The sequence below is a fragment of the Metapseudomonas otitidis genome (genome assembly GCF_900111835.1).
Taxonomy (GTDB): domain Bacteria; phylum Pseudomonadota; class Gammaproteobacteria; order Pseudomonadales; family Pseudomonadaceae; genus Metapseudomonas; species Metapseudomonas otitidis.
Map to the genome: position 1 here is coordinate 23,006 of NZ_FOJP01000029.1, position 19,625 is coordinate 42,630.

The following is a 19,625-nucleotide window of genomic DNA, read 5'->3' on the forward strand; positions in this document are numbered from 1 at the left end:
GCCCCGATTTTCAGAGGTGCCCTGACCGGGGAGGTCCTCTTCAGCCCGCCAGGCGGGTGCGGAACAGGTCCTGGTGTTCGCGGCACTGGCGGGCACTGAGCAGGAACACGCCATGCCCGCCCCGGGCGAACTCCAGCCAGGTGAAGTCCACTTCCGGATACAGCGCCTCCACATGCACCTGGCTGTTGCCCACCTCGACGATCAGGGTGCCCTGCTCGGTCAGGTGGTCGGCGGCTTCGGCCAGCATGCGCCGCACCAGGTCCAGCCCATCGTCGCCACAGGCCAGGCCCATGGCTGGTTCGTGGTGGTACTCCTCGGGCATGTCGGCGAAGTCTTCCGCATCGACATAGGGCGGATTGGACAGGATCAGGTCGAAGCGCTGGCCGGGCAGGCCGTCGAAGCCGTCGCCCTGGACGGTATAGACGCGGTCTTCCAGTTCGTGGCGCTCGATGTTCTGGTTGGCCACCTCCAGCGCGTCGAAGGACAGGTCAGCCAGCACCACCTCTGCCTCGGGGAAGGCGTGGGCGGCGGCAATGCCGATGCAGCCGGAGCCGGTGCAGAGGTCGAGGATGCGCGCCGGCATGTTCGGCAGCCAGGGCTCGAAGCCCTGCTCGATCAGCTCGCCGATGGGCGAACGGGGGACCAGCACGCGCTCGTCGACCACGAACGGCAGGCCGCAGAACCAGGCCTCGCCCAGCAGGTAGGCGGCCGGTACGCGCTCATGGATGCGGCGCTTCAGCAGGGCCTGGACGTGCTCGCGCTCGTCGTCCTCCAGGCTGCAGTCCAGGTAGCTGTCGGCGATCTCGTAGGGCAGGTGCAGGGCGCCGAGGACGAGCTGGCGGGCTTCATCCCAGGCGTTGTCGGTGCCATGGCCGAAGAACAGGTTCTCCCCATGGAAACGGCTAACGGCCCAGCGGATGTGGTCGCGCAGGGTGCGCAGGCGGGATTCGGACACGACGCTCTACCTCTTGGAACGGGATGCGGATTCTACACCCGACCGCTCAGGGCTTGCGACGCACCTAGGGGTCTTCCCGGCGCTCACGACGCAATTCGCGCAACACGGCGATGGCCACGGCGCAGGCGAACAGCAACCAGAAAGAAGGGGGAAGATCAGACAGGCCATTCATGCGGCAACTCCTTGCACACGGCGACTTCGACTCCATCCGAAGGGCTTCGATGGTGCGCCGGGCGGGAAGGTTCCCGCAAGAGGATTGCGCGACATGGTTCACTTATCGCGTCACACGGCGGACAATAGCGGCCTACGTCGTACCGGAGATTCGCATGTCTGCTCCCAAATCCATGTTCCAACTCAGCGGCCGGGGCTACCCGCCGACCACCCTGAGCAACGCCACGCTGGTCATCATCGACGTCCAGGAGGAGTACCGCAGCGGCGTCCTGGCCCTGCCCGGCCTCGACGCGGCACTGGAGGAGATCGCGACCCTGCTGGCCGCCGCTCGCGCAGCCGGCACTCCTGTCGTACACGTCAAGCACCTGGGCGTTCCGGGTGGCCTGCTGGACCCCCAGGGCGAACGTGGCCAGCAGATGCCCGAAGCCGCCCCGCTGCCTGGCGAGGTGGTCGTCGAGAAGCGCCTGCCCAACGCCTTTGCCGGCACCGACCTGCACGACCGCCTGCAGGAAATCGGCCACCTGGACCTGATCGTCTGCGGCTTCATGACCCATTCCAGCGTCAGCACCACCGTGCGCGCCGCCAAGGACTACGGCTACCGCTGCACCCTGGTCGCCGCCGCCTGTGCCACCCGTGACCTGCCCACCCCTGACGGCGGCGTGATCAGCGCCGACGAGATGCACCGCGTCGAGGTCATCGCCCTCGCCGACAACTTCGCCAGCGTCGTACCCAACGCACGCGCCCTCGCCTGAGGCAACGCCTCACCGCAAAGCCGGCCCTCTCCTATCGGGCGAATGGCAGGAACCCCACCCCCCTGGTTCCGGTCATACGCCCGATCAAGACGAGGAAGACCGGATGAGACAACCCGATGGATTCGACGCCCGCCGCCTTCGCCCTCATGCGCCCCGGCACCTGGGGTGGCGGCTGCTGGCCGGCTGTGCGGCACTGATCGCCACCCTGGGCATCCTCCTGGCGATGGCCGGCTCGGCCACCCTGCTCGGCCGTCCGCCGGCGCTCGGCACGCTCAACGACAGCACCGGCGCCGCGCTGACGCTGCTGGTCAGCGGCCTGTTGCTACTGGCCTTCGGCGTTGGGCTCTGGCGCCATGCACGGCGGCGCTTCCGCCGGCGCAGCAACCTGGACCTGTCGCCCCGGTTGATGAAGAAACGCCACTGACGTCGCCCCGCCTCGCGGGTAAACTGGGCGGCCGCTGTGGAGGCCCTCATGCAAGACGACGATTTTTCCCTGTTCAGCCAGCAGATGCGTGGCGTCAAACGTATCCAGCACGACCGCGCGGATGTCGGCAAGCCGCGCGCCGACCGCCAGCAGGTCGTCAGCCGCCGGCAGAACGCCACCCAGGCGGGCACCAGCACCAAAGTGGACGGCCTGTCGGACCTCTTCGTGATCGATGTGGGTGCCGAGGATGAACTGAACTGGGCCCGCGACGGCGTCCAGGAAGGCCAGATGCGCAAGCTCAAGCAGGGCCAGATCGCCTTCGAGGGCAGCCTCGACCTGCACGGCATGACCGTGGAAAAGGCCCGCGAGACACTCTGGGACTTCCTCGCCGAAGCCGCCAAGCTGGAAATCCGCTGCGTGCGCATCACCCATGGCAAGGCCGCACGCCTGGATGGCAAGCGCCCGCTGATCAAGAGCCACGTCAACACCTGGCTGCGCCAGCATCCCCAGGTGCTCGGCTTCACTTCCTGCCTGCCGCGCCACGGCGGCACCGGCGCCCTCTACGTGATGCTGCGCCGCACCATGCTCGAAGGCCGCGACGAGTAACCGTGACCAGGGCCGCCCGGCACCGGGCGGCCACTTGATTCAACGTTCCAGCGTGGAACTGAACTGGCGGATGGCTTCCACCACCCGCTGGGCACCTTCCTGGATCTCCAGGATCGCCTGGCCCGCCTGGCTGGCCAGCTGCACCCCCTGCTCCACCTTCTCGCGGCTGCTTTCCATGCTCTGCACCGCCTCCTGGGACAGCTCATGGTTGCGCCTTACCACGTCGACGATCTCCACCGTCGCCTGGGCCGTGCGCGCCGCCAGGTTGCGCACCTCCTCGGCTACCACGGCGAACCCGCGCCCCTGTTCGCCGGCGCGTGCCGCCTCGATGGCAGCATTCAGCGCCAGCAGGTTGGTCTGGTCGGCAATGCCGCGGATGGTCTGGACGATGCTGCTGATCTGGTCGGACTGCTGGCTCACGGCCGAAATGCCGCTGGCCGCCCGGTTCAATTCGCCAGCGATGCCCTGCACCACGTCCACCGTGCGCTGGACCACTTCAGCACCACGCTGCGCACCACCGTCGGTCTGCAGGGATATCTCGTAGGCCAGGTGCGCCGCTTCGGACTCGGCCTGCTGGTGCAGCACCTGCTCAGTCACGTCCGAGGCCAGTTTCACCACCTTGTAGAGGGTGCCATTGGCGTCAAACACCGGGTTGTAGGTGGCACGCAGCCAGACCACATCCCCGCGCTTGTTGACCCGCTTGAAGCGGCCGGAGAAGAACTCACCGCGGTTCAGGCGCTCCCAGAACTGTGCGTACTCGGGCGAAGCGCCATCCTCGCGGGTACACAGCTGCCGGTGATGGCGCCCGCGGATCTCGTCCAGGCGATACCCCATCAGGCTGAGGAAATTCTCGTTGGCGGTGAGCACCTCGCCCTTGAGGTTGAACTCGATCACCGCCATGGAACGGTCGATGGCGCTGATCAGGCTTTCCTGCTGTTGTTCACGCACCACCTGGGCGGTGATGTCGGTGGCCAGCTTGAGCACCCCGACCACCCGCCCAGCCGTGTCACGCACCGGGTTGTAGCTGGCCTCGAGCCACAATTCGCGCCCTTGCTTGTCCTGGCGACGGAAGCGGTCGCGGATGAACTCGCCCGCCGCCAGGCGCTCCCAGAAGCGGCGGTACTCGGCACTATTGGCATAGGCCGGATCACAGAACATCCGGTGGTGCCGTCCCTGCACCTCCTCCAGGCGGTAACCGACCGCAGACAGGAAATTCTCGTTGGCGGACACGATGGTGCCATCCGGCAGGAATTCGATGACCGCCATGGAGCGATCGACGGCGCTACGGCGCGCCAGGGCCTGCGTGAGCTGGGCTTGGCACTCGGCCAGTTCGCGCTTGAGGGATGACTGGAACATCGGGCAGGACCTCGAAAACGGCATGAGGATAAGAAAGACGACACAGGTATCGGCAGCCTAGGGATTGGCTGAAGCGATGGGCAATCGAAGCTTGCTATCGCCGCGATAGCCGACTGCCATCAGACGGCGGGGAGGCCAAAGAAGTTCGGCAAGCACGGGCAGGCGCAGTACAATCGCCGCCGAACGAAACGCGACCATGTGCCGGGTGGCCGTGCGGAAGCCGCCGTCAGAGCGTCCCGCCCCCACCGCGTGCGATGCAGCCGTAAGGGCTGCCCCGGCAACGACCGGGCCCGATGGGCATGCCAATGGTCCGCCTACATCCACTCGATTCTGGAAGCACCATGGACTCTAGCCCCGACAAACTGGCAAGCCACTACACCGCGATCCTCGGCCAACTGGGCGAGGACGTGAACCGCGAAGGCCTGCTGGACACCCCCAAGCGCGCTGCCAAGGCCATGCAGTACCTCTGCCGCGGCTACGAGCAGACCCTGGACGAGGTGATCAACGGCGCCCTGTTCACCTCCGACAACAGCGAGATGGTGCTGGTCAAGGACATCGAGCTCTACTCCCTGTGCGAGCACCACCTGCTGCCCTTCATCGGCAAGGCCCACGTGGCCTACCTGCCCAACGGCAAGGTGCTGGGCCTGTCCAAGGTGGCGCGCATCGTCGACATGTTCGCCCGCCGCCTGCAGATCCAGGAGAACCTGAGCCGGCAGATCGCCGAAGCAGTGGAGCAGGTCACCGGCGCCCTGGGCGTGGCCGTGGTGATCGAGGCCCAGCACATGTGCATGATGATGCGCGGCGTGGAGAAGCAGAACTCCTCGATGATCACATCGGTGATGCTCGGCGAATTCCGCAACAACGCCGCGACCCGCAGCGAGTTCCTCAACCTGATCCGCTGAGGGATCGCCCACGAAAAAACCGGCCCAGGGCCGGTTTTTTTTATTTGGCGCCCCGGAAGACGACCCGCTAGAAGCTGCGCCCATCCACCTTGCGCAGCTGCAGCGCATCCGGATCGACGCCCTCCAGGCAGCGCACGTTCACCGCCGCCATGGCGTTGCCCTGGGGATCGGAAGCCTCGCCGAACGGCGCGCAGCCACAGGTGCCGCAGAAGTGATGGGCGATCTGCATGCGATTGAAGCGATAGGTGGACAGGTCGACCTCGGGCGTCTCCAGCACCAGCTGGGCGCGCGGGACGAACCACAACAGGTAGCCACGCTTGCTGCACAGCGAGCAGTTGCAGGCCATCACCTCGGTGATGGGGCTGCCATCGACCTCGAACGCGATACGGCCACAATGGCAGCCTCCCCGGTATTTCATCTGCACGCCTCCAGGCCCGGAATGGACCCGGAGGACGTTAGACCAGGGCTGCCGTGCGCGCCATGGCAGCGACGTGCCGCCTCAGCCGATGCTGACGTGACGCGGATGAGCCGCCACCCGTGCCATCCAGGCCTGGATGGCGGGGAAGCCGGAGAGGTCGAAGCCGCCCTCTTCCGCCACGTGGGTGTAGGCGTACAGGGCGATGTCCGCGATGGAATAGGTATCACCCACCAGGTACGGCGTGCGGGAGAGCTGCTGCTCCATCACCCGCAGGGCCTTGTAGCCGCGCACCAGGCACACCTGGTACTCCTCGGCGCGCTCGGCCGGCATGCCCTGGTAACGCTTGATGAAACGCGCCACCGCCACATAGGGCTCATGGCTGTACTGCTCGAAGAACTGCCACTGCAGCACCTGGGTGCGCAGGCGCGGCTCGCTGGGCAGCAGGTCGCTGCCCTCGGCCAGGAAGTTGAGGATGGCGTTGGACTCCCACAGGGTGGTGCCGTCCTCCAGCTCCAGGACCGGGATCTTGCCGTTGGGGTTGAGCGCCAGGAAGGCCTCGCTCTGGGTCTCGCCCTTGAGGATGTCCACCGGCACCCACTGATAGGGCTGCCCGAGCAGCTCGAGGATCAGCTTGACCTTGTAGCAGTTGCCGGAAATCACATCACCGTAAACCTTGTACATCGCCTGCTCCTCGATCAGACGGCCTGGGCGGCCTGGGCTTCCCGTACCACGCTGGCCAGACGGCGCAGCCCCTCGCCCAGGCGCTCCGGCGCCACGTGGCTGAAGTTCAGGCGCAGGTAGCCGGGGTGGTTGTCCGGATCGATGAAGAACGGCTCGCCCGGCATGAAGGCAACGTTCTGGTCCAGCGCCGGCTTCAGCAGGGTGCGGGTATCCAGCGGCTGCTTGAGGGCCAGCCAGAAGAACAGCCCGCCCTGGGGCACTTCCCAGGTGGCCAGGTCGCCGAAGTGTTCTTCCAGCGCCGCCTGCATGGCATCGCGGCGCACGCGGTAGAAGTCACGCAGCTCGGCCAGGTGGCCCCGGTACTGCTCGCTACCGAGCCACTGCAGGGCCTGCCACTGGCCGATGCGGTTGGTGTGCAGGTCGGCGGATTGTTTCAGGCGCAGCAGGTAGGGGAACAGGTCCGGACTGGCGATCAGGAAGCCTACGCGCAGGCCCGGCAGCAGGGTCTTGGAGACGGTGCCGGTGTAGATCCAGCTGGCCTTCTTCAGGCGGCTGACGATGGGGGTGGCGCTGCCGCCGTCGAACACCAGTTCGCGGTACGGCTCGTCCTCGATCAGGGTCACGCCGAACTCGTCCAGCAGCGCCGCCACGGCGTCGCGCTTGGCCTCGCTGTAGCGCACCGCCGAGGGGTTCTGGAAGGTCGGGATCAGGTAGGCGAAGGCCGGCTTGTGCTGCTCCAGGCGCTGGCGCAGGGAGGCCAGCTCGGGGCCGTCGGCCTCCTGGGCCACGGCGATGCAGTCGGCACCGAACAGCTGGAACGCCTGCAGCGCGGCCAGGTAGGTCGGCGCCTCCAGCAGCACCTCGGTGCCCGGGTCGATGAACAGCTTGGACGCCAGATCCAGGGTCTGCTGGGAACCGCTGACGATCAGCACCTGGCTGGCATCGCAGGGCACACCCAGGGCGCGCGCCTCGGCAGCCACCGCCTCACGCAGGGCCGGCTCGCCCTCGCTCATGCCGTACTGGCCCATGCTCGCCGGCATGTCCGCCCACTCCACCTTCGGCAGCATCGGCTCGGCCGGCAGGCCACCGGCGAAGGACATCACTTCCGGGCGCTGCGCCGCAGCGAGGATTTCACGGATCAGGGAGCTTTTCAGGCGGGCGATGCGTTCGGAGAAGGCCATGGATGTCACCGGGTGCGAAGGCGTGAGAATTGAGTCAAACTGCTTGACCGAAACTACGATGCCCGGGATGGATACGTCAATATGCTTGACCTGAAAAACCCCGCCGTCCAGCACGCCGCCATGGAAGCCTTCTTCTTCGGCTACCAGGCCTTCACCAGCAAGCCCGACGAAATGCTCGCCCGTCGCGGGCTGTCGCGGGTGCACCACCGCATCCTGTTCTTCATCGCCAAGTACCCGGGGCTGAGTGTGAAGGAAATGCTCGGCTACCTCGGCGTGAGCAAGCAGGCGCTGAACACGCCGCTGCGCCAGCTGATGGAGATGGACCTGGTGCAGAGCAGCACCGCTGATGACGACAAGCGCAAGCGCCAGCTGGGGCTGACGGCAGAAGGCTCGAAGCTGGAGAAGAGCCTGCGCCGGGAGCAGGCCCGCCTGCTGGAGCGGGCCTTCGGCGAGGCCGGGGCCGATGCGGTGGAAGGCTGGCTGAAGGTCAACCAGACCCTGGGCGGCGCCCGCCAGGACGAGCCGGAAGGCACCTGAGGCGTCTCAGCGCCCGCCCTCCAGCTCCCGCGCACCCCGGAAGAACACCAGCGCCGTGGCCACCACCGACACCAGCGCCGGCAACGAACTGAACGCCGCCAGCAGCAGCGAAACCAGCATCACACCCGTCACCAGGATGGCGCCGGCCACGACCCGGAAAGAGGCATAGGTGTCCGGCACCTTCACCAGGCGCACGCCGAGCCAGATGCACCCCGCCCCGCACAGCACCAGACCGGAGCCGTAAAGGGCCATCTCCCACCCCAGGCTCCCCAGCTGGTCGCCCACCGTCATCAGCATCACCTGCAGCAGCACGCTGGTGACCACCACGACCCAGGTGGGCCAAGTCAGGCCGATGGCAGCAAAACGCGCTTCGGCGAAGACCTTGAAGCGCAGGGAGACATAGCTGCCCAGCAGCACCAGGGAAAGGCCCGACCAGTCGGTGTAGGCCACCGGCAGCTCGATTCCGAACCAGCCGATCGACACCACACCCAGCAACAGCACCAGGTTGCCCAGGAAGCCGACCAGGGACAGCCAGCCCAACAGCCTGAGCTGGCCAGCGCTCCATTCCGGCAACGGGCGCGGTGCCTCCGGCTGGAGCAGTTCGACCTGAGGGGGTGCGTAGGGGTTCTCGTCCATGACGGGGCTCCTGATTCAACTGACCGGCACAGTAACGGTGCACACGGGCGACGTCACGCGACTGTATCGCTTTTTGCGCACATCGCTGTACGGGGCGCGGCGAAGCGCCACGCCGTAGGCTTTCTCCCTCCAAGAAGAGAGACCTGCCATGAGCCTGGAACTGTTGCTCGCCTTTGCGCTGTTTGCCCTCGTCACCTCCATCACCCCCGGCCCCAACAACATGATGCTGCTCGCCTCCGGAGTGAACTTCGGCATCCGCCGCAGCCTGCCGCACATGCTCGGCATCAGCATCGGCTTCATGGTGATGGTCGCTGCGGTGGGCCTGGGACTGCACCAGGTCTTCGAACAGGTTCCCCTGCTGTACAGCCTGCTGCGCTATGGCGGCGCGGCCTACCTGGTCTACCTGGCCTGGAAAATCGCCGGCTCTGGCGCCCCCGACGACGCCAAGGGCGAGGCGCGTCCCTTCACCTTCCTTCAGGCGGCGGCCTTCCAGTGGGTCAACCCCAAGGCCTGGGTGATGGCGATCGGCGCCATCACCACCTACACCCCGCAGGAGAACTTCGTCACCAACGCCCTGCTGATCGCCGCCCTGTTCGCGCTGATCAACTGCCCCAGCGTCGGCCTCTGGACCGTTGCCGGCAGCCTGCTGCGCCACTGGCTGTCCTCGCCACGGGTGCTCCGCGCGTTCAATATCGGCATGGCCGTCCTGCTGGTGGCCTCGCTCTACCCCATCCTCGTCGACTTCAAGGGAACGCTCTGATGACCCGTGCCTCCGACACCGGCACCGCCCTGCCCCGCCTGCGCCCGCTGGCCGACTCCTCGCCTTCGGCGGTGGTGGCCGGTTTCATCGCCATGCTCACCGGCTACACCAGCTCCCTGGTGCTGATGTTCCAGGCCGGCCAGGCCGCCGGCCTCTCCAGCGGGCAGATCGCCTCGTGGATCTGGGCTCTGTCCATCGGCATGGCCATCTGCAGCATCGGCCTCTCGCTGCGCTACCGCACGCCGATCACCGTGGCCTGGTCCACCCCGGGCGCGGCACTGCTGATCACCAGCCTGCCCGGCGTGCCCTATTCCGACGCCATCGGCGCCTTCGTCGTCTGCGCCATCCTGCTGACCCTGGTGGGGCTCACCGGCGGCTTCGAGCGGCTGATGCGGCGCCTGCCGGGCTCCCTAGCCGCTGCGCTGCTGGCCGGCATCCTGTTCAAGATCGGCAGCGAGATCTTCATCGCCGCCCAGCACCGCACCGCCCTGGTCCTGGCGATGTTCTTCAGCTACCTGCTGTTCAAGCGCCTGCAGCCGCGCTATGCGGTGCTCGCCGCGCTGCTGGTGGGCTGCGTCACCGCCGGCGCCCTAGGCCTGCTGGACTTCAGCGGCTTCCACTTCCACCTGGCGCAACCGGTGTGGACCACCCCGACCTTCTCCTTCACCGCCATCATCAGCATCGGCCTGCCGCTGTTCATCGTGGCGATGGCCTCGCAGAACATCCCCGGCATCGCCGTGCTGCGTGCCGACGGCTACCAGGTACCGGCCTCGCCCCTGGTCTCGGCCACCGGCTTCGCCTCGCTGCTGCTGGCGCCCTTCGGCTCCCACGGCATCAACCTGGCGGCCATCAGCGCTGCCATCTGCACCGGCCCCCACGCCCACGAGGACCGCAGCAAGCGCTACACCGCCGCCATGTGGTGCGGGGTCTTCTACGGCATCGCCGGCACCTTCGCCGCCACCCTGGCCGCCCTTTTCGCCGCCTTCCCCAAGGAACTGGTGCTCTCGGTGGCGGCCCTGGCGCTGTTCGGCTCCATCAGCAACGGCCTCACCGTGGCCATGCAGGAGCCCAAGGAGCGCGAGGCCGCACTGGTGACCTTCATGGTCACCGCCTCCGGCATGACGCTGCTGTCCATCGGCTCGGCCTTCTGGGGCCTGGTGGCCGGCGTCCTGACCCTTCTGATCCTCAACGTCAGGACCGGGCGGGACTGACCTGCCCCGAAACGAAAAAGGCGCCCAAGGGCGCCTTTTTCGTGTGACCGCTCGACGGCTCAGACCACCGTCGCGCCACCGTCCACCACCAGCGAATGCCCGGTGGTGAAGCCCGCCACGTCGCTGCACAGGTAGAGCACCGCACCGGCGATCTCCTCCACCTTGCCGATACGGCCCACCGGGTGCATGGCGGCGGCGTACTCGCCCTTCTTCGGGTCCGCCTCGTAGGCACGGCGGAACATGTCGGTGTCGATCACCGCCGGGCAAACCGCGTTCACCCGCACCTTCTTCTTCGCGTACTCCACGGCGGCCGACTTGGTCAGGCCGATGACCGCGTGCTTGGAGGCGGCGTAGATGCTCATCTTCGGTGCCGCGCCAATGCCCGCCACCGAAGCGGTGTTGACGATGGCGCCGCCGCCCTGGGCCAGCATCTGCGGGATCTGGTGCTTCATGCACAGCCACACGCCCTTGACGTTGACGCCCATGATCGCGTCGAACTCGTCCTCGTTGCCGTCGGCCAGCTTGCCCTTCTCGATCTCGATGCCGGCGTTGTTGAACGCGTAGTCGAGGCGGCCGTAGGTCGCGACGGTGCCCTCCACCAGCGCCTTCACCTCGGCATCCCGGGTCACGTCGCAGCGGATGAAGGTGGCCTCGCCACCCGCCTCGCGGATCAGCTGCACGGTGGTCTCGCCGCCGGCCACGTCCACGTCGGACACCACCACCTTGATGCGCTCAGCGGCAAAGGCCTGTGCAGTAGCGCGGCCGATGCCATTGCCGGCGCCGGTGACCAGGGCGACCTGGCCGGAGAATCTCGTGCTCATCGATGCAACCTCGGATGCTGTGGAAATCGCCCGGAGTCTAGCCAGTCGCACCGGAACGGCGTCAGCATCATCAGGCCGCTGGAGAGGGCAGCATCCAGACGGATGATTAAGGCCACCCCCGTGGATCATCCAGATTCATGCCGTGGCATTCCTCGCGACAACGAACCTTGCCCTGGCCGGCCTGCCCGACTAAACCGGTGGGTCTCACCCATTCGGAGTCCCCTGCCATGTCCCTGATCAACCGACAGTTCCTGCTCGCCAAGCGCCCCGTGGGGCCCGCCACCCGCGACACGTTCAACTTCGTCGAGACGGCCGTTGGCGAACCCGGACCCGGCCAGGTGCTGGTGGAAAACCTCTACCTGTCCCTCGACCCGGCCATGCGTGGCTGGATGAACGACGCCAAGTCCTACATCCCCCCGGTGGGCATCGGCGAGGTGATGCGCGCCCTCGGCGTGGGCAAGGTGATCGCCTCCAACCACCCGGACTTCGCCGTGGGCGACCACGTCAACGGCGCCCTGGGTGTGCAGGACTACTTCCTCGGCGAGCCGCGCGGCTTCTACAAGGTCGACCCGAGCAAGGCGCCGCTGCCGCTGTACCTCTCCGCCCTGGGCATGACCGGCATGACCGCCTACTTCGCCCTGCTGGACGTCGGCGCGCCCAAGGCCGGCGAGACCGTGGTGCTCTCCGGCGCCGCCGGTGCGGTGGGCAGCGTCGCCGGGCAGATCGCCCGCATCAAGGGCTGCCGCGTGGTCGGCATTGCCGGTGGCGCCGACAAGTGCCGCTTCCTGGTGGACGAACTGGGCTTCGACGCGGCCATCGACTACAAGGCTGAGAACGTCGCCGAAGCGCTCAAGCGCGAGTGCCCCAAGGGCGTGGACGTGTACTTCGACAACGTCGGCGGCGACATCCTCGACGCCGTGCTGACCCGCCTCGCCCCCAGGGCCCGCATCGTCATCTGCGGCGCCATCAGCCAGTACAACAACAAGGAAGCGGTCAAGGGCCCGGCCAACTACCTGTCGCTGCTGGTCAACCGCGCCCGCATGGAAGGCTTCGTGGTGATGGACCACGCGGCGAAGTTCGCCGATGCCGCCCGCGAAATGGGCGGCTGGATGGCCAGCGGCCAACTGAAGAGCAAGGAAGACGTGGTGGAAGGCCTGGAGACCTTCCCTGAGACCCTGTCCAAGCTGTTCGACGGCGGCAACTTCGGCAAGCTGGTGCTCAAGGTCCGCTGAGACCTGGCGGGGGCCGCGACGCGGCCCCCGCTATGCCTGCAACCAGCGCCCCAGCCCTTGCGAAACCGGCCTCACGCAGGCCAGGTCCACCCTGTCCAGCCCCAGCCAGCTCGCCATCTCCACCAGGCAGCGCCCCAGCTCGGCCAGCGCCGGTTCCGGCAGGCCGCCGGCCTCCTCATGCACCGCCAGCACCTTCAGGCTGCCGCCCTGCCGGTCAGCACGCAGGTCGACCCGCGCCACCAGGCGATCCCCCAGCAGGAACGGCAGCACGTAGTAGCCATAGCGCCGGCGATCAGCCGGGGTGTAGAGCTCCAGCCGGTAGTGGAAGCCGAACAGCCGCTCGGTGCGGCTGCGTTCCCAGATCAGCGAATCGAAGGGCGACAGCAACGCCGCTGCGCGAACCCGGCGGGGGATGACCGGCTCACCGGCGCAATAAGCCGGCTGGGTCCAGCCGCGTACCTGGGTCGGCAGCAGTTCGCCGGCCTCCACCAGCTCCGCCAGGGCCCGTCGGGCATCGACCACTTCCAGGCGGAAGTAATCACGCAGGTCCTTCTCCGTCGCCACGCCCAGGGCGCGTGCGGCGTGCAGCAGCAGCGCGCGCATCGCCGCATCGGGCGTCGGCTCCGGGGTGTTCAGCCATTGCGCGGGAATCACCCGCTCCGGCAGGTCGTACAGGCGCTCGAAACCGCGCCGGCCGGCCACTGTCACTTCGCCAGCGGCGAACAGCCATTCCAGCGCGTTCTTCTCATCGCTCCAGTCCCACCAGGGGCCGGCCCGCTCGGTGCGGGTGCTGAGTGCACCGGCTCCGCTTGCGCCGTCCGTGCGGATGGCTTGCAGCACCCGCTGGATCACGTCCTGCCGCTCGCGGCCGAAACGCGCCAGCATGGCGTAGATGCCCTGCCCAGCGGCCGAGCGCGCCATGCGCCAGCGCATCAGCGGGTAGAAGGACAGCGGCAACAGCGACGCCTCGTGCCCCCAGTACTCGAAGAAGCGCCGCTGACGCCCGCCGCTCCAGGCCAGCGCATCCAGCGCCGAGGCGTCGTAGCCGCCGAGGCGGGAAAAGAACGGCAGGTAATGGGAACGCACCAGGGCGTTCACCGAATCGATCTGCACCACGCCCAGCCGCTCGGCCAGCGACGCCAGGTGCGGGGGCCGCACCGCGCCACGGGGCGCCCGGGTGAACCCCTGGGCCGCGAGCACCAGGCGCCGTGCCTCGCTCGCGCTCAGCGCCAGCGTCGCTCCACTCATGCCACGGGGCTCGCGGCAGCCGGCGCAGGGTAGGCGTGACGGAAGGTGAAGGCCTCCGGCCCTGCGCCCTCCTCCTGCAGCCGGGCCAGGCGCCGGGCGGCTTCGTGCACGTCCGGCCGGTGACCCGCCGGCACCCACCAGAGCACCTGGTGGGCCTCGCCGAGGCGGTCGAACCATTCACCCCGGCGCTTGAGCATCTCGGTGTGGACGCCCTGGTAGGTGAAGGTCTTCAACGAATCCAGATCCCGCCAGAGCGAGAGGTTCACCACCACGTCATCGCCGAACGGACGCAGCGCGGTGGCATCGCCCGACTCGTCCTGCAGCCGCCAGAGGTAGCCGGGGGAAGCTTCCGCGAGGCCGTTGATGCGGGCCAGGTTGGCGACGAAATCCGCCATCACCGGCGAATCCAGCGGGGCTTTCATGCGGGCGATGTTCAGTTGTGCCAGGTGATGCGTCACGGGCGGGTCCTCACAGGTCCAGGGTCAGGGTCTGCATGACCTGGGCAGCGCCACCAGCCATCAGCCGCAGGATGGCGTCGCGCTCCCGGTCGAACTCAACGGTGATCAGGCTCGGCGACGGCGGCTGCATCAGGTGGCCCTGCTCGATGCGCAGCACCGACTGCTTCAGCCCGGCGCGGTCGTGCAGGTAGCAGGCCAGCGGCCCGGCCGCCATGCCGGTAGCCGACTCCTCGGCAATGCCGTAGCGCGGCGCGAACATCCGCGCCCCGGCGTGCCGGTCCGGCTGGCGGGTCTGCTGCGAGAAGGCGTACACGCCCACCAGGTCCAGCGCTTCGCTGAGCAGCTCCAGGGCTGGCGTGTCGATGCGGATACCGGCCACGTCGACTTCGCTGCGCAGCGGCACGATCACGAAGCCCAGCCCGGTGCTCACCCGCTCCATCGGGAGGCCATCGACCAGCTGTGCCGGCACGAGGCCCAGGGCCTGCAGCAGCTGCGCCTGCTGGCCGTTATCCAGCAGTTGGTAACGCGGCGCGGCCTGCTCCATGAAGACCTGCTCGCGCTCCACGAACACCGAGCGCCGGCCGTCGATGGTCTCCTTCGCCGAAGCACCGGGAGCGACCCGCCCCAGCTCCCTCAGCAACGAGAAAGTGGCCACCGTGGCGTGGCCGCAATGGGCCACCTGGCGGTTGGGGGTGAAGAACTCCAGCTTGAACGGCGCCACCTCGGAGGCGGAGACGAAGGCCGTCTCGGACAGACCGACACGGGCCGCGATGGCCTGTTTCTGGGCGGTGCTGAGCGCGTCGGCGTCCAGCACCACGCCGGCCGGGTTGCCGCCCACCGTGCCATCGGTGAAGGCGTTGACGATCCTGACTTCTACGTGCATGGGGCTTCCTTGTTCGGTGGTCGTGTGCGTCGGTGGGTTACTTGGCCAGGGGATCATCCCAGAAAGGCCGTTCGGATTCGCGCATGACATCGGCGCGGGACAGCCCCAGGTCCTTGAGCATCGCATCGCTGGCCCGGGCCAGGTCGCGGCGCTGCTGGTACAGCTGGGCCCAGCGCTGGAGGCGAGCCAGCAGCGTACGCCCCGTCATCGACAGGCGCGGTGAGTGCGGCAGCGAAACGGCGACTTGCAGGGTTGGACTTTTCATCGCGAGGCCCTCCTTGTGGGTTGGCGCCAGTTTCCGGCTGCAGCTAACATCAATCCAACGAATGTTTCTTATGCATCGCATCTTGGGAATTGATGAATGAGCTACCCCGCCATCGACACGGAACTGCTGCGTACCTTCGTCGCCATTGCCGACCACGGCGGCTTCACCCGCGCGGCGGAAGCCGTCAACCGCACCCAGTCGGCGGTGAGCATGCAGATGAAGCGGCTGGAGGAGGACGTGCTGGAGCGCACGGTGTTCGAGCGGGAGGGGCGCAATGTGCGGCTGACGGCCGAAGGGCAGATCCTGCTCAGCTATGCCCGGCGCATCCTCAAGCTGCATGGCGAGGTGATGACCACCCTGCGCGAGCCGCACATGGTCGGTGCCGTGCGCATCGGCACGCCGGATGACTACGTGATGCGCTTCCTGCCCGGCATCCTCTCGCGTTTCGCCCAGGCCTACCCGCTGGTGCAGGTGGAGGTGCATTGCGACTCGTCCTCGCAGCTCATGCAGCGCCAGGACCTGGACCTGACCATCCTCACCCGCGCGCCGGGCACCGAGATCGGCGAGCTGTTGCGCCAGGAGCGCTTCGTCTGGGCCGAGGCCGTTGGCCACAGCCCCCACGAGCAGGCGCAGATGCCGCTGGCGATGTTCAACACCGACTGCTTCTGCCGGGCCTGGGCCTGCAACGCCCTGGACACCCTGGGCCGGGCCTACCGCGTGGCGTACACCAGCCCCAGCCTGTCGGCGATCATGGCCGTGGTCAGCGCCGGCCTGGCGGTCACGGCCCAGCTGCAGAGCCTGATCACCGCCGACATGCGCATCCTCGGCGAAGCGGAAGGCCTGCCCCTGCTGCCCAGCTGCAGCATCGTGCTGATGCGCAACCCCCGCAGCACCTCGCCGGTGACCGATACGCTGGCCGAACACATCATCGAGGGGTTCCGCCTGTAGGGCACCTCTAAAAACTGCCTGCGTTGTCATCGCTGCGTTAAAAACAGGCTCGTGCGCGAGTCCGATCAAAATGCTCATTTACCGCGCGTAAACTGCGCTTTTTCGCCTGTTTTTGCCTTGCGCTGACTGCCTCGCCTACGTTTTTAGAGACGCCCTGTAGGCCCGATCACTTGATCACCAGCAACACGGCACACACCAGCAGGAACACGCAGAACGCCGTGCGCAGCACCCGCTCGGGCAGGGCATGGGCCAGGCGCACGCCCCAGCTGATGCTGAGCAGGCCGCCCAGAGCCAGGGGCACGCCCATGGCCCAGTCGACGTGGTGATTGAGGCCGTAGGTGAGCAGGGTCACGGCGGTGCTCGGCGCCGCCAGGGTCAGCGACAGGCCCTGGGCCACCACCTGGGTGGTGCCGAACACGCTGGTCAGCACCGGCGTGGCGATCACCGCGCCGCCCACGCCGAACATCCCGCCCATGGCACCCGCCACGCCGCCCAGCACGCCGAGCCACGGCCAGGGGTGGCGCAGCTCGGCGCTGGGCGTGGCCTTGGCCATGAACATGCGGGCGAAGTTGTAGGCCGTCAGGGCCAGCAGGAACACCACGAACGCCAGGCGCATGCTGTGGGCGTCCAGCTGCACCGCCACCAGCGAGGCCAGCCAGGCGAAACCGACGCTGGAGGCCGCCAGCAGCAGTGCGTGGCGCGGGTCGATGCGGTTGCGCTGGTGGTAGCGCCACAGCGCCAGCAGCACGTTGGGCACCACCATCACCAGCGCCGTACCCTGGGCCAGTTGCTGGTCCAGGCCGAACAGCACCCCCAGCGCGGGGATGGCGATCAGCCCACCGCCGATGCCGAACACACCGCCCACCGTACCCAGGCAGGCCCCCAGCGCCACATACATCGCAATCGACAACAGATCCATGGAGCCTCCCATCCGAATTGGCGCGCATGCTACGCAGCCCTGGCTGGTGGGGAAACGCACAGCGGCGCACAATGGCTTTGCGCAATTCGCACAGGCAACCCCATGTACCCCGACGCCCTCACCGAACAGCTGGCGCTGTTCCTCGATGTACTCGACGCCGGCAGCTTCTCCGCCGCCTCGCGCCGCCACCCCCTGACGCCCTCGGCCGTGGCCCGCCGCATCGACGGGCTGGAGAAGGCCCTGGGCAGCACCCTGTTCATCCGCAGCACCCACGCGGTGCGCGCCACGCCCGCCGGCCTGGCCTTTGCCGAACGGGCAAAGCGCATCCTCGCCGAGCTGCGCCTGGCCCGGGCCGAGGCCGTGTCCCTGAGCAGCGCCCCGGAAGGCCTGATCCGCATCGACGCCCCCGCCCCGTTCGGCCGCCGCCACCTGGCCCCGGCCATCGCCGAGTTCCTGGTCACCTACCCCGGACTGGACGTGCAGCTGCGCCTGATCGACAGCTTCGTCGACATGCACGGCACCCACCTGGGTGAGGTCGACCTGATATTGCGCATCGGCCCGCTGGCCGACACCCGCCTGGTGGCCACCCCGCTGGCGCCCATGGTGCGCATCCTCTGCGCCAGCCCGGAGTACCTGAAGCGGCGCGGCGTGCCCCGCAGCGTTCGTGAACTGGAAGAACACGAAGGCCTCGACTGGGACGCCCTGGCACCGCCCTACGCCTGGCGCTTCGAGCTGGACGGCCGGCTGCAGATCGTCCGTCCCAAGCGCATGCGGATGACCGCCAACAATGCCGAGACCCTGCTGTTCGCCGCCGTGGCCGGGCTCGGCGTGGCCCACCTGCCCACCTGGCTGATCAGCGACTACCTGGTGCGCGGCGAACTGGTGCCGCTGTTCTGCGACGACGGCCTGCCGCCGCCGGAGCCCAGCGGCATCTACGCGTTACGTCTGGAAGGGGAAGCCAGCTCGCGGAGCCGGCTGTTGCTGGAGTTCCTCAAGGACCGTTTCGGTCCGGAACCGCCCTGGGACCTGGCCCTGCGGGGCGGCCTCGGTCGCGGCTGACTCAGGCCGGCAACTGGACCACGCGGGTGCCGGCGGTCAGGTCATGCAGGCAGCGGCGGTCGCCGCGGAAGATGAACAGGTAGTTCACCAGCAGCACCAACCCACCCAGCAGCGGGATGTAGGCCACCAGGCCCCAGAGCAGGTAGCGCTTGAGGTACATCGGGATCCACTCCGGCTTGTGGCCGTCCTGGTCGACGATGGCGATCTTCAGCAGGCGCTTGCCCACGGTCTGGCCGTAGCGACTGAGGAACACCCCGTTGACCGCGAGGAAGGCAGCGATCCCCAGCACGGCGCCCAGTACCCTTCGACCAAAGCCGGGCGGTATGCCTGTCGTAATGCTGTTGTAGATATGAAGCATGAAGATGATGGGCAGGCACGCGAGAGCGAGAACAACGAAGTCGATAACAGCAGCGCCCAGGCGGGTGCCACGGGGCGCCAGCGGCAGCCCGCCGACGGTTTCCTGGGTGAGCGGAGCCTGGGGTGCCTGGTAGGGATTGTTCTGCGGGTAGGTCATCTCGCACTCCTTGGCGAACGTGGGAAAGCGCCAAGTGTGGCTGCTTCCCGCCGGACTGAAAACCGCCCGCACGCTGTTTTGCCCGCGAAAGGCTTGTGCGCTAAATTGCGCCCTTGCCCAAACCGGAGGTGGCCATGAGCGAACCCATCGAGCCCTGCGAAGCCCTCAAGCTGGATAACCAGCTGTGTTTCGCCCTGTATTCCACCTCGCTGCTGATGACCAAGGTCTACAAGCCCCTGCTGCAGGAGCTGGGCCTCACCTACCCGCAGTACCTGGCCATGCTGGTGCTCTGGGAGGGCGATGGCATCACCGTCGGCGAAATCAGCGCCCGCCTGCTCACCGACCCCGGCTCCCTCACCCCGCTGCTCAAGCGCCTTGAGGCCGAAGGCCTGATCACCCGCACCCGCAGCAGCGCCGACGAGCGCGTGGTCGAACTGCGCCTGACCGACAAGGGCCGCGCCCTGCACCGTGAGGCCCAGCGCATCCCCGGCTGCATCCTCGCTGCCAGCGAGATGACCCTGGGCGACCTCGGCACATTGAAGGAGGAGCTCGTCGCCCTGCGCCAGAACCTGCAGAAGGCGCTCTGAGCGAAACGGCATGTCTAGTCCTGAAATAGGTTTACACCTTTCAGGCCAAGCGCCAGACCTCAAAACGCCCGATGCACCGCATCGGGCGTTTTGTATTTCAG

General features: G+C 67.6%; 24 protein-coding genes. 11 read left to right on the plus strand and 13 right to left on the minus strand.

Going from position 1 to position 19,625, the window contains the following annotated elements:
- Positions 1–40 precede the first annotated feature (40 nt).
- Entirely contained in the window at positions 41–955 is a 915-nt protein-coding gene (gene prmB, locus BM198_RS27535; RefSeq protein WP_074973941.1) for a 50S ribosomal protein L3 N(5)-glutamine methyltransferase, read from the minus strand.
- A 326-nt stretch (positions 956–1,281) separates the two neighbouring features.
- Here prmB and BM198_RS27540 point away from each other — a divergent pair, with 326 nt between their 5' ends.
- From BM198_RS27540 to BM198_RS27550, 3 genes are all read left to right on the plus strand, one after another.
- On the plus strand, positions 1,282–1,878 hold the full coding sequence (locus BM198_RS27540) for a cysteine hydrolase family protein (RefSeq protein WP_044399773.1): 597 nt from the start codon (positions 1,282–1,284) through the stop codon (positions 1,876–1,878).
- A 103-nt stretch (positions 1,879–1,981) separates the two neighbouring features.
- Entirely contained in the window at positions 1,982–2,302 is a 321-nt protein-coding gene (locus BM198_RS27545; protein WP_074973943.1) for a hypothetical protein, read from the plus strand.
- A 48-nt stretch (positions 2,303–2,350) separates the two neighbouring features.
- On the plus strand, positions 2,351–2,908 hold the full coding sequence (locus BM198_RS27550) for a Smr/MutS family protein (protein WP_074973945.1): 558 nt from the start codon (positions 2,351–2,353) through the stop codon (positions 2,906–2,908).
- 39 nt (positions 2,909–2,947) lie between these two features.
- Here the strand turns inward: BM198_RS27550 and BM198_RS27555 are convergent, their stop codons facing one another.
- On the minus strand, positions 2,948–4,264 hold the full coding sequence (locus BM198_RS27555; RefSeq protein ID WP_074973947.1) for a methyl-accepting chemotaxis protein: 1,317 nt from the start codon (positions 4,262–4,264) through the stop codon (positions 2,948–2,950).
- Positions 4,265–4,605: 341 nt separating this feature from the next.
- Between BM198_RS27555 and folE the strand changes: the two genes are divergently transcribed.
- Complete coding sequence (folE, locus tag BM198_RS27560) at positions 4,606–5,166, plus strand: GTP cyclohydrolase I FolE (RefSeq protein ID WP_044399785.1); 561 nt, start codon at positions 4,606–4,608, stop codon at positions 5,164–5,166.
- Between the two features lie 67 nt (positions 5,167–5,233).
- Here folE and BM198_RS27565 read toward each other — a convergent pair whose 3' ends face one another.
- The 3 genes from BM198_RS27565 to BM198_RS27575 all read right to left on the minus strand — a co-directional run bounded on the left by BM198_RS27565 (position 5,234) and on the right by BM198_RS27575 (position 7,446).
- The gene (locus tag BM198_RS27565; protein ID WP_074973949.1) at positions 5,234–5,584 is read right to left on the minus strand and encodes a GFA family protein; all 351 of its coding nucleotides are present in this window, start codon (positions 5,582–5,584) and stop codon (positions 5,234–5,236) included.
- An 81-nt stretch (positions 5,585–5,665) separates the two neighbouring features.
- On the minus strand, positions 5,666–6,265 hold the full coding sequence (locus BM198_RS27570; protein WP_074973951.1) for a glutathione S-transferase family protein: 600 nt from the start codon (positions 6,263–6,265) through the stop codon (positions 5,666–5,668).
- Positions 6,266–6,279: 14 nt separating this feature from the next.
- On the minus strand, positions 6,280–7,446 hold the full coding sequence (locus BM198_RS27575) for an aminotransferase-like domain-containing protein (RefSeq protein ID WP_044399794.1): 1,167 nt from the start codon (positions 7,444–7,446) through the stop codon (positions 6,280–6,282).
- Between the two features lie 81 nt (positions 7,447–7,527).
- Between BM198_RS27575 and BM198_RS27580 the strand changes: the two genes are divergently transcribed.
- Entirely contained in the window at positions 7,528–7,983 is a 456-nt protein-coding gene (locus BM198_RS27580; protein ID WP_044399797.1) for a MarR family winged helix-turn-helix transcriptional regulator, read from the plus strand.
- Positions 7,984–7,989: 6 nt separating this feature from the next.
- On the opposite strand, the gene BM198_RS27585 is transcribed toward BM198_RS27580, so the two are convergent.
- Positions 7,990–8,619, minus strand: a complete 630-nt coding sequence (locus BM198_RS27585; RefSeq protein ID WP_083422494.1) for a hypothetical protein — start codon at positions 8,617–8,619, stop codon at positions 7,990–7,992.
- A gap of 148 nt (positions 8,620–8,767) precedes the next feature.
- On the opposite strand from BM198_RS27585, the gene BM198_RS27590 reads away from it, so the two are divergent.
- The gene (locus tag BM198_RS27590; protein ID WP_074973955.1) at positions 8,768–9,379 is read left to right on the plus strand and encodes a LysE family translocator; all 612 of its coding nucleotides are present in this window, start codon (positions 8,768–8,770) and stop codon (positions 9,377–9,379) included.
- Complete coding sequence (locus BM198_RS27595; protein WP_074973957.1) at positions 9,379–10,590, plus strand: benzoate/H(+) symporter BenE family transporter; 1,212 nt, start codon at positions 9,379–9,381, stop codon at positions 10,588–10,590. The genes BM198_RS27590 and BM198_RS27595 overlap by 1 nt, the downstream gene beginning before the upstream one ends.
- 59 nt (positions 10,591–10,649) lie before the next feature.
- Here BM198_RS27595 and BM198_RS27600 read toward each other — a convergent pair whose 3' ends face one another.
- A complete protein-coding gene (locus BM198_RS27600; protein ID WP_074973959.1) occupies positions 10,650–11,411 on the minus strand; it encodes an SDR family oxidoreductase in 762 nt (253 codons plus the stop codon).
- Between the two features lie 227 nt (positions 11,412–11,638).
- Between BM198_RS27600 and BM198_RS27605 the strand changes: the two genes are divergently transcribed.
- Positions 11,639–12,643, plus strand: coding sequence for an NADP-dependent oxidoreductase (locus BM198_RS27605; RefSeq protein WP_074973961.1), 1,005 nt, complete (start codon positions 11,639–11,641; stop codon positions 12,641–12,643).
- Between the two features lie 30 nt (positions 12,644–12,673).
- Here BM198_RS27605 and BM198_RS27610 read toward each other — a convergent pair whose 3' ends face one another.
- From BM198_RS27610 to BM198_RS30600, 4 genes are read right to left on the minus strand one after another with little or no spacing between them, the layout of a single operon-like run.
- Positions 12,674–13,891, minus strand: coding sequence for a winged helix-turn-helix domain-containing protein (locus tag BM198_RS27610; protein WP_074973963.1), 1,218 nt, complete (start codon positions 13,889–13,891; stop codon positions 12,674–12,676).
- The gene (locus tag BM198_RS27615) at positions 13,888–14,349 is read right to left on the minus strand and encodes a DUF3291 domain-containing protein (protein WP_074973965.1); all 462 of its coding nucleotides are present in this window, start codon (positions 14,347–14,349) and stop codon (positions 13,888–13,890) included. The genes BM198_RS27610 and BM198_RS27615 overlap by 4 nt, the downstream gene beginning before the upstream one ends.
- A gap of 10 nt (positions 14,350–14,359) precedes the next feature.
- Positions 14,360–15,232: a PhzF family phenazine biosynthesis protein gene (locus BM198_RS27620; RefSeq protein WP_074973966.1), complete on the minus strand. Its 873-nt coding sequence runs from the start codon at positions 15,230–15,232 to the stop codon at positions 14,360–14,362.
- Positions 15,233–15,269: 37 nt separating this feature from the next.
- Positions 15,270–15,440: a DUF1127 domain-containing protein gene (locus tag BM198_RS30600; RefSeq protein WP_074973976.1), complete on the minus strand. Its 171-nt coding sequence runs from the start codon at positions 15,438–15,440 to the stop codon at positions 15,270–15,272.
- 153 nt (positions 15,441–15,593) lie between these two features.
- On the opposite strand from BM198_RS30600, the gene BM198_RS27630 reads away from it, so the two are divergent.
- Complete coding sequence (locus BM198_RS27630) at positions 15,594–16,445, plus strand: LysR substrate-binding domain-containing protein (RefSeq protein ID WP_044399821.1); 852 nt, start codon at positions 15,594–15,596, stop codon at positions 16,443–16,445.
- Positions 16,446–16,611: 166 nt separating this feature from the next.
- Here BM198_RS27630 and BM198_RS27635 read toward each other — a convergent pair whose 3' ends face one another.
- Positions 16,612–17,364, minus strand: a complete 753-nt coding sequence (locus BM198_RS27635) for a sulfite exporter TauE/SafE family protein (protein WP_208610387.1) — start codon at positions 17,362–17,364, stop codon at positions 16,612–16,614.
- 102 nt (positions 17,365–17,466) lie between these two features.
- Here BM198_RS27635 and BM198_RS27640 point away from each other — a divergent pair, with 102 nt between their 5' ends.
- On the plus strand, positions 17,467–18,423 hold the full coding sequence (locus tag BM198_RS27640) for a LysR family transcriptional regulator (RefSeq protein ID WP_074973968.1): 957 nt from the start codon (positions 17,467–17,469) through the stop codon (positions 18,421–18,423).
- Between the two features lies 1 nt (position 18,424).
- On the opposite strand, the gene BM198_RS27645 is transcribed toward BM198_RS27640, so the two are convergent.
- Positions 18,425–18,937, minus strand: coding sequence for an RDD family protein (locus tag BM198_RS27645; RefSeq protein ID WP_074973970.1), 513 nt, complete (start codon positions 18,935–18,937; stop codon positions 18,425–18,427).
- A 134-nt stretch (positions 18,938–19,071) separates the two neighbouring features.
- Here BM198_RS27645 and BM198_RS27650 point away from each other — a divergent pair, with 134 nt between their 5' ends.
- A complete protein-coding gene (locus BM198_RS27650) occupies positions 19,072–19,524 on the plus strand; it encodes a MarR family winged helix-turn-helix transcriptional regulator (RefSeq protein WP_044399831.1) in 453 nt (150 codons plus the stop codon).
- Positions 19,525–19,625 lie beyond the last annotated feature (101 nt).

Excerpts from the sequence above, each read along its gene's own strand:
- BM198_RS27540 (WP_044399773.1), top strand. The coding sequence starts at position 1,282 with ATGTCTGCTCCCAAATCCATGTTCCAACTCAGCGGCCGGGGCTACCCG.
- BM198_RS27545 (WP_074973943.1), top strand. The coding sequence starts at position 1,982 with ATGAGACAACCCGATGGATTCGACGCCCGCCGCCTTCGCCCTCATGCG.
- BM198_RS27550 (WP_074973945.1), top strand. The coding sequence starts at position 2,351 with ATGCAAGACGACGATTTTTCCCTGTTCAGCCAGCAGATGCGTGGCGTC.
- BM198_RS27555 (WP_074973947.1), bottom strand. The coding sequence starts at position 4,264 with ATGTTCCAGTCATCCCTCAAGCGCGAACTGGCCGAGTGCCAAGCCCAG.
- folE (WP_044399785.1), top strand. The coding sequence starts at position 4,606 with ATGGACTCTAGCCCCGACAAACTGGCAAGCCACTACACCGCGATCCTC.
- BM198_RS27565 (WP_074973949.1), bottom strand. The coding sequence starts at position 5,584 with ATGAAATACCGGGGAGGCTGCCATTGTGGCCGTATCGCGTTCGAGGTC.
- BM198_RS27570 (WP_074973951.1), bottom strand. The coding sequence starts at position 6,265 with ATGTACAAGGTTTACGGTGATGTGATTTCCGGCAACTGCTACAAGGTC.
- BM198_RS27575 (WP_044399794.1), bottom strand. The coding sequence starts at position 7,446 with ATGGCCTTCTCCGAACGCATCGCCCGCCTGAAAAGCTCCCTGATCCGT.
- BM198_RS27580 (WP_044399797.1), top strand. The coding sequence starts at position 7,528 with ATGCTTGACCTGAAAAACCCCGCCGTCCAGCACGCCGCCATGGAAGCC.
- BM198_RS27585 (WP_083422494.1), bottom strand. The coding sequence starts at position 8,619 with ATGGACGAGAACCCCTACGCACCCCCTCAGGTCGAACTGCTCCAGCCG.
- BM198_RS27590 (WP_074973955.1), top strand. The coding sequence starts at position 8,768 with ATGAGCCTGGAACTGTTGCTCGCCTTTGCGCTGTTTGCCCTCGTCACC.
- BM198_RS27595 (WP_074973957.1), top strand. The coding sequence starts at position 9,379 with ATGACCCGTGCCTCCGACACCGGCACCGCCCTGCCCCGCCTGCGCCCG.
- BM198_RS27600 (WP_074973959.1), bottom strand. The coding sequence starts at position 11,411 with ATGAGCACGAGATTCTCCGGCCAGGTCGCCCTGGTCACCGGCGCCGGC.
- BM198_RS27605 (WP_074973961.1), top strand. The coding sequence starts at position 11,639 with ATGTCCCTGATCAACCGACAGTTCCTGCTCGCCAAGCGCCCCGTGGGG.
- BM198_RS27610 (WP_074973963.1), bottom strand. The coding sequence starts at position 13,891 with ATGAGTGGAGCGACGCTGGCGCTGAGCGCGAGCGAGGCACGGCGCCTG.
- BM198_RS27620 (WP_074973966.1), bottom strand. The coding sequence starts at position 15,232 with ATGCACGTAGAAGTCAGGATCGTCAACGCCTTCACCGATGGCACGGTG.
- BM198_RS30600 (WP_074973976.1), bottom strand. The coding sequence starts at position 15,440 with ATGACGGGGCGTACGCTGCTGGCTCGCCTCCAGCGCTGGGCCCAGCTG.
- BM198_RS27630 (WP_044399821.1), top strand. The coding sequence starts at position 15,594 with ATGAGCTACCCCGCCATCGACACGGAACTGCTGCGTACCTTCGTCGCC.
- BM198_RS27635 (WP_208610387.1), bottom strand. The coding sequence starts at position 17,364 with ATGGATCTGTTGTCGATTGCGATGTATGTGGCGCTGGGGGCCTGCCTG.
- BM198_RS27640 (WP_074973968.1), top strand. The coding sequence starts at position 17,467 with ATGTACCCCGACGCCCTCACCGAACAGCTGGCGCTGTTCCTCGATGTA.
- BM198_RS27645 (WP_074973970.1), bottom strand. The coding sequence starts at position 18,937 with ATGACCTACCCGCAGAACAATCCCTACCAGGCACCCCAGGCTCCGCTC.
- BM198_RS27650 (WP_044399831.1), top strand. The coding sequence starts at position 19,072 with ATGAGCGAACCCATCGAGCCCTGCGAAGCCCTCAAGCTGGATAACCAG.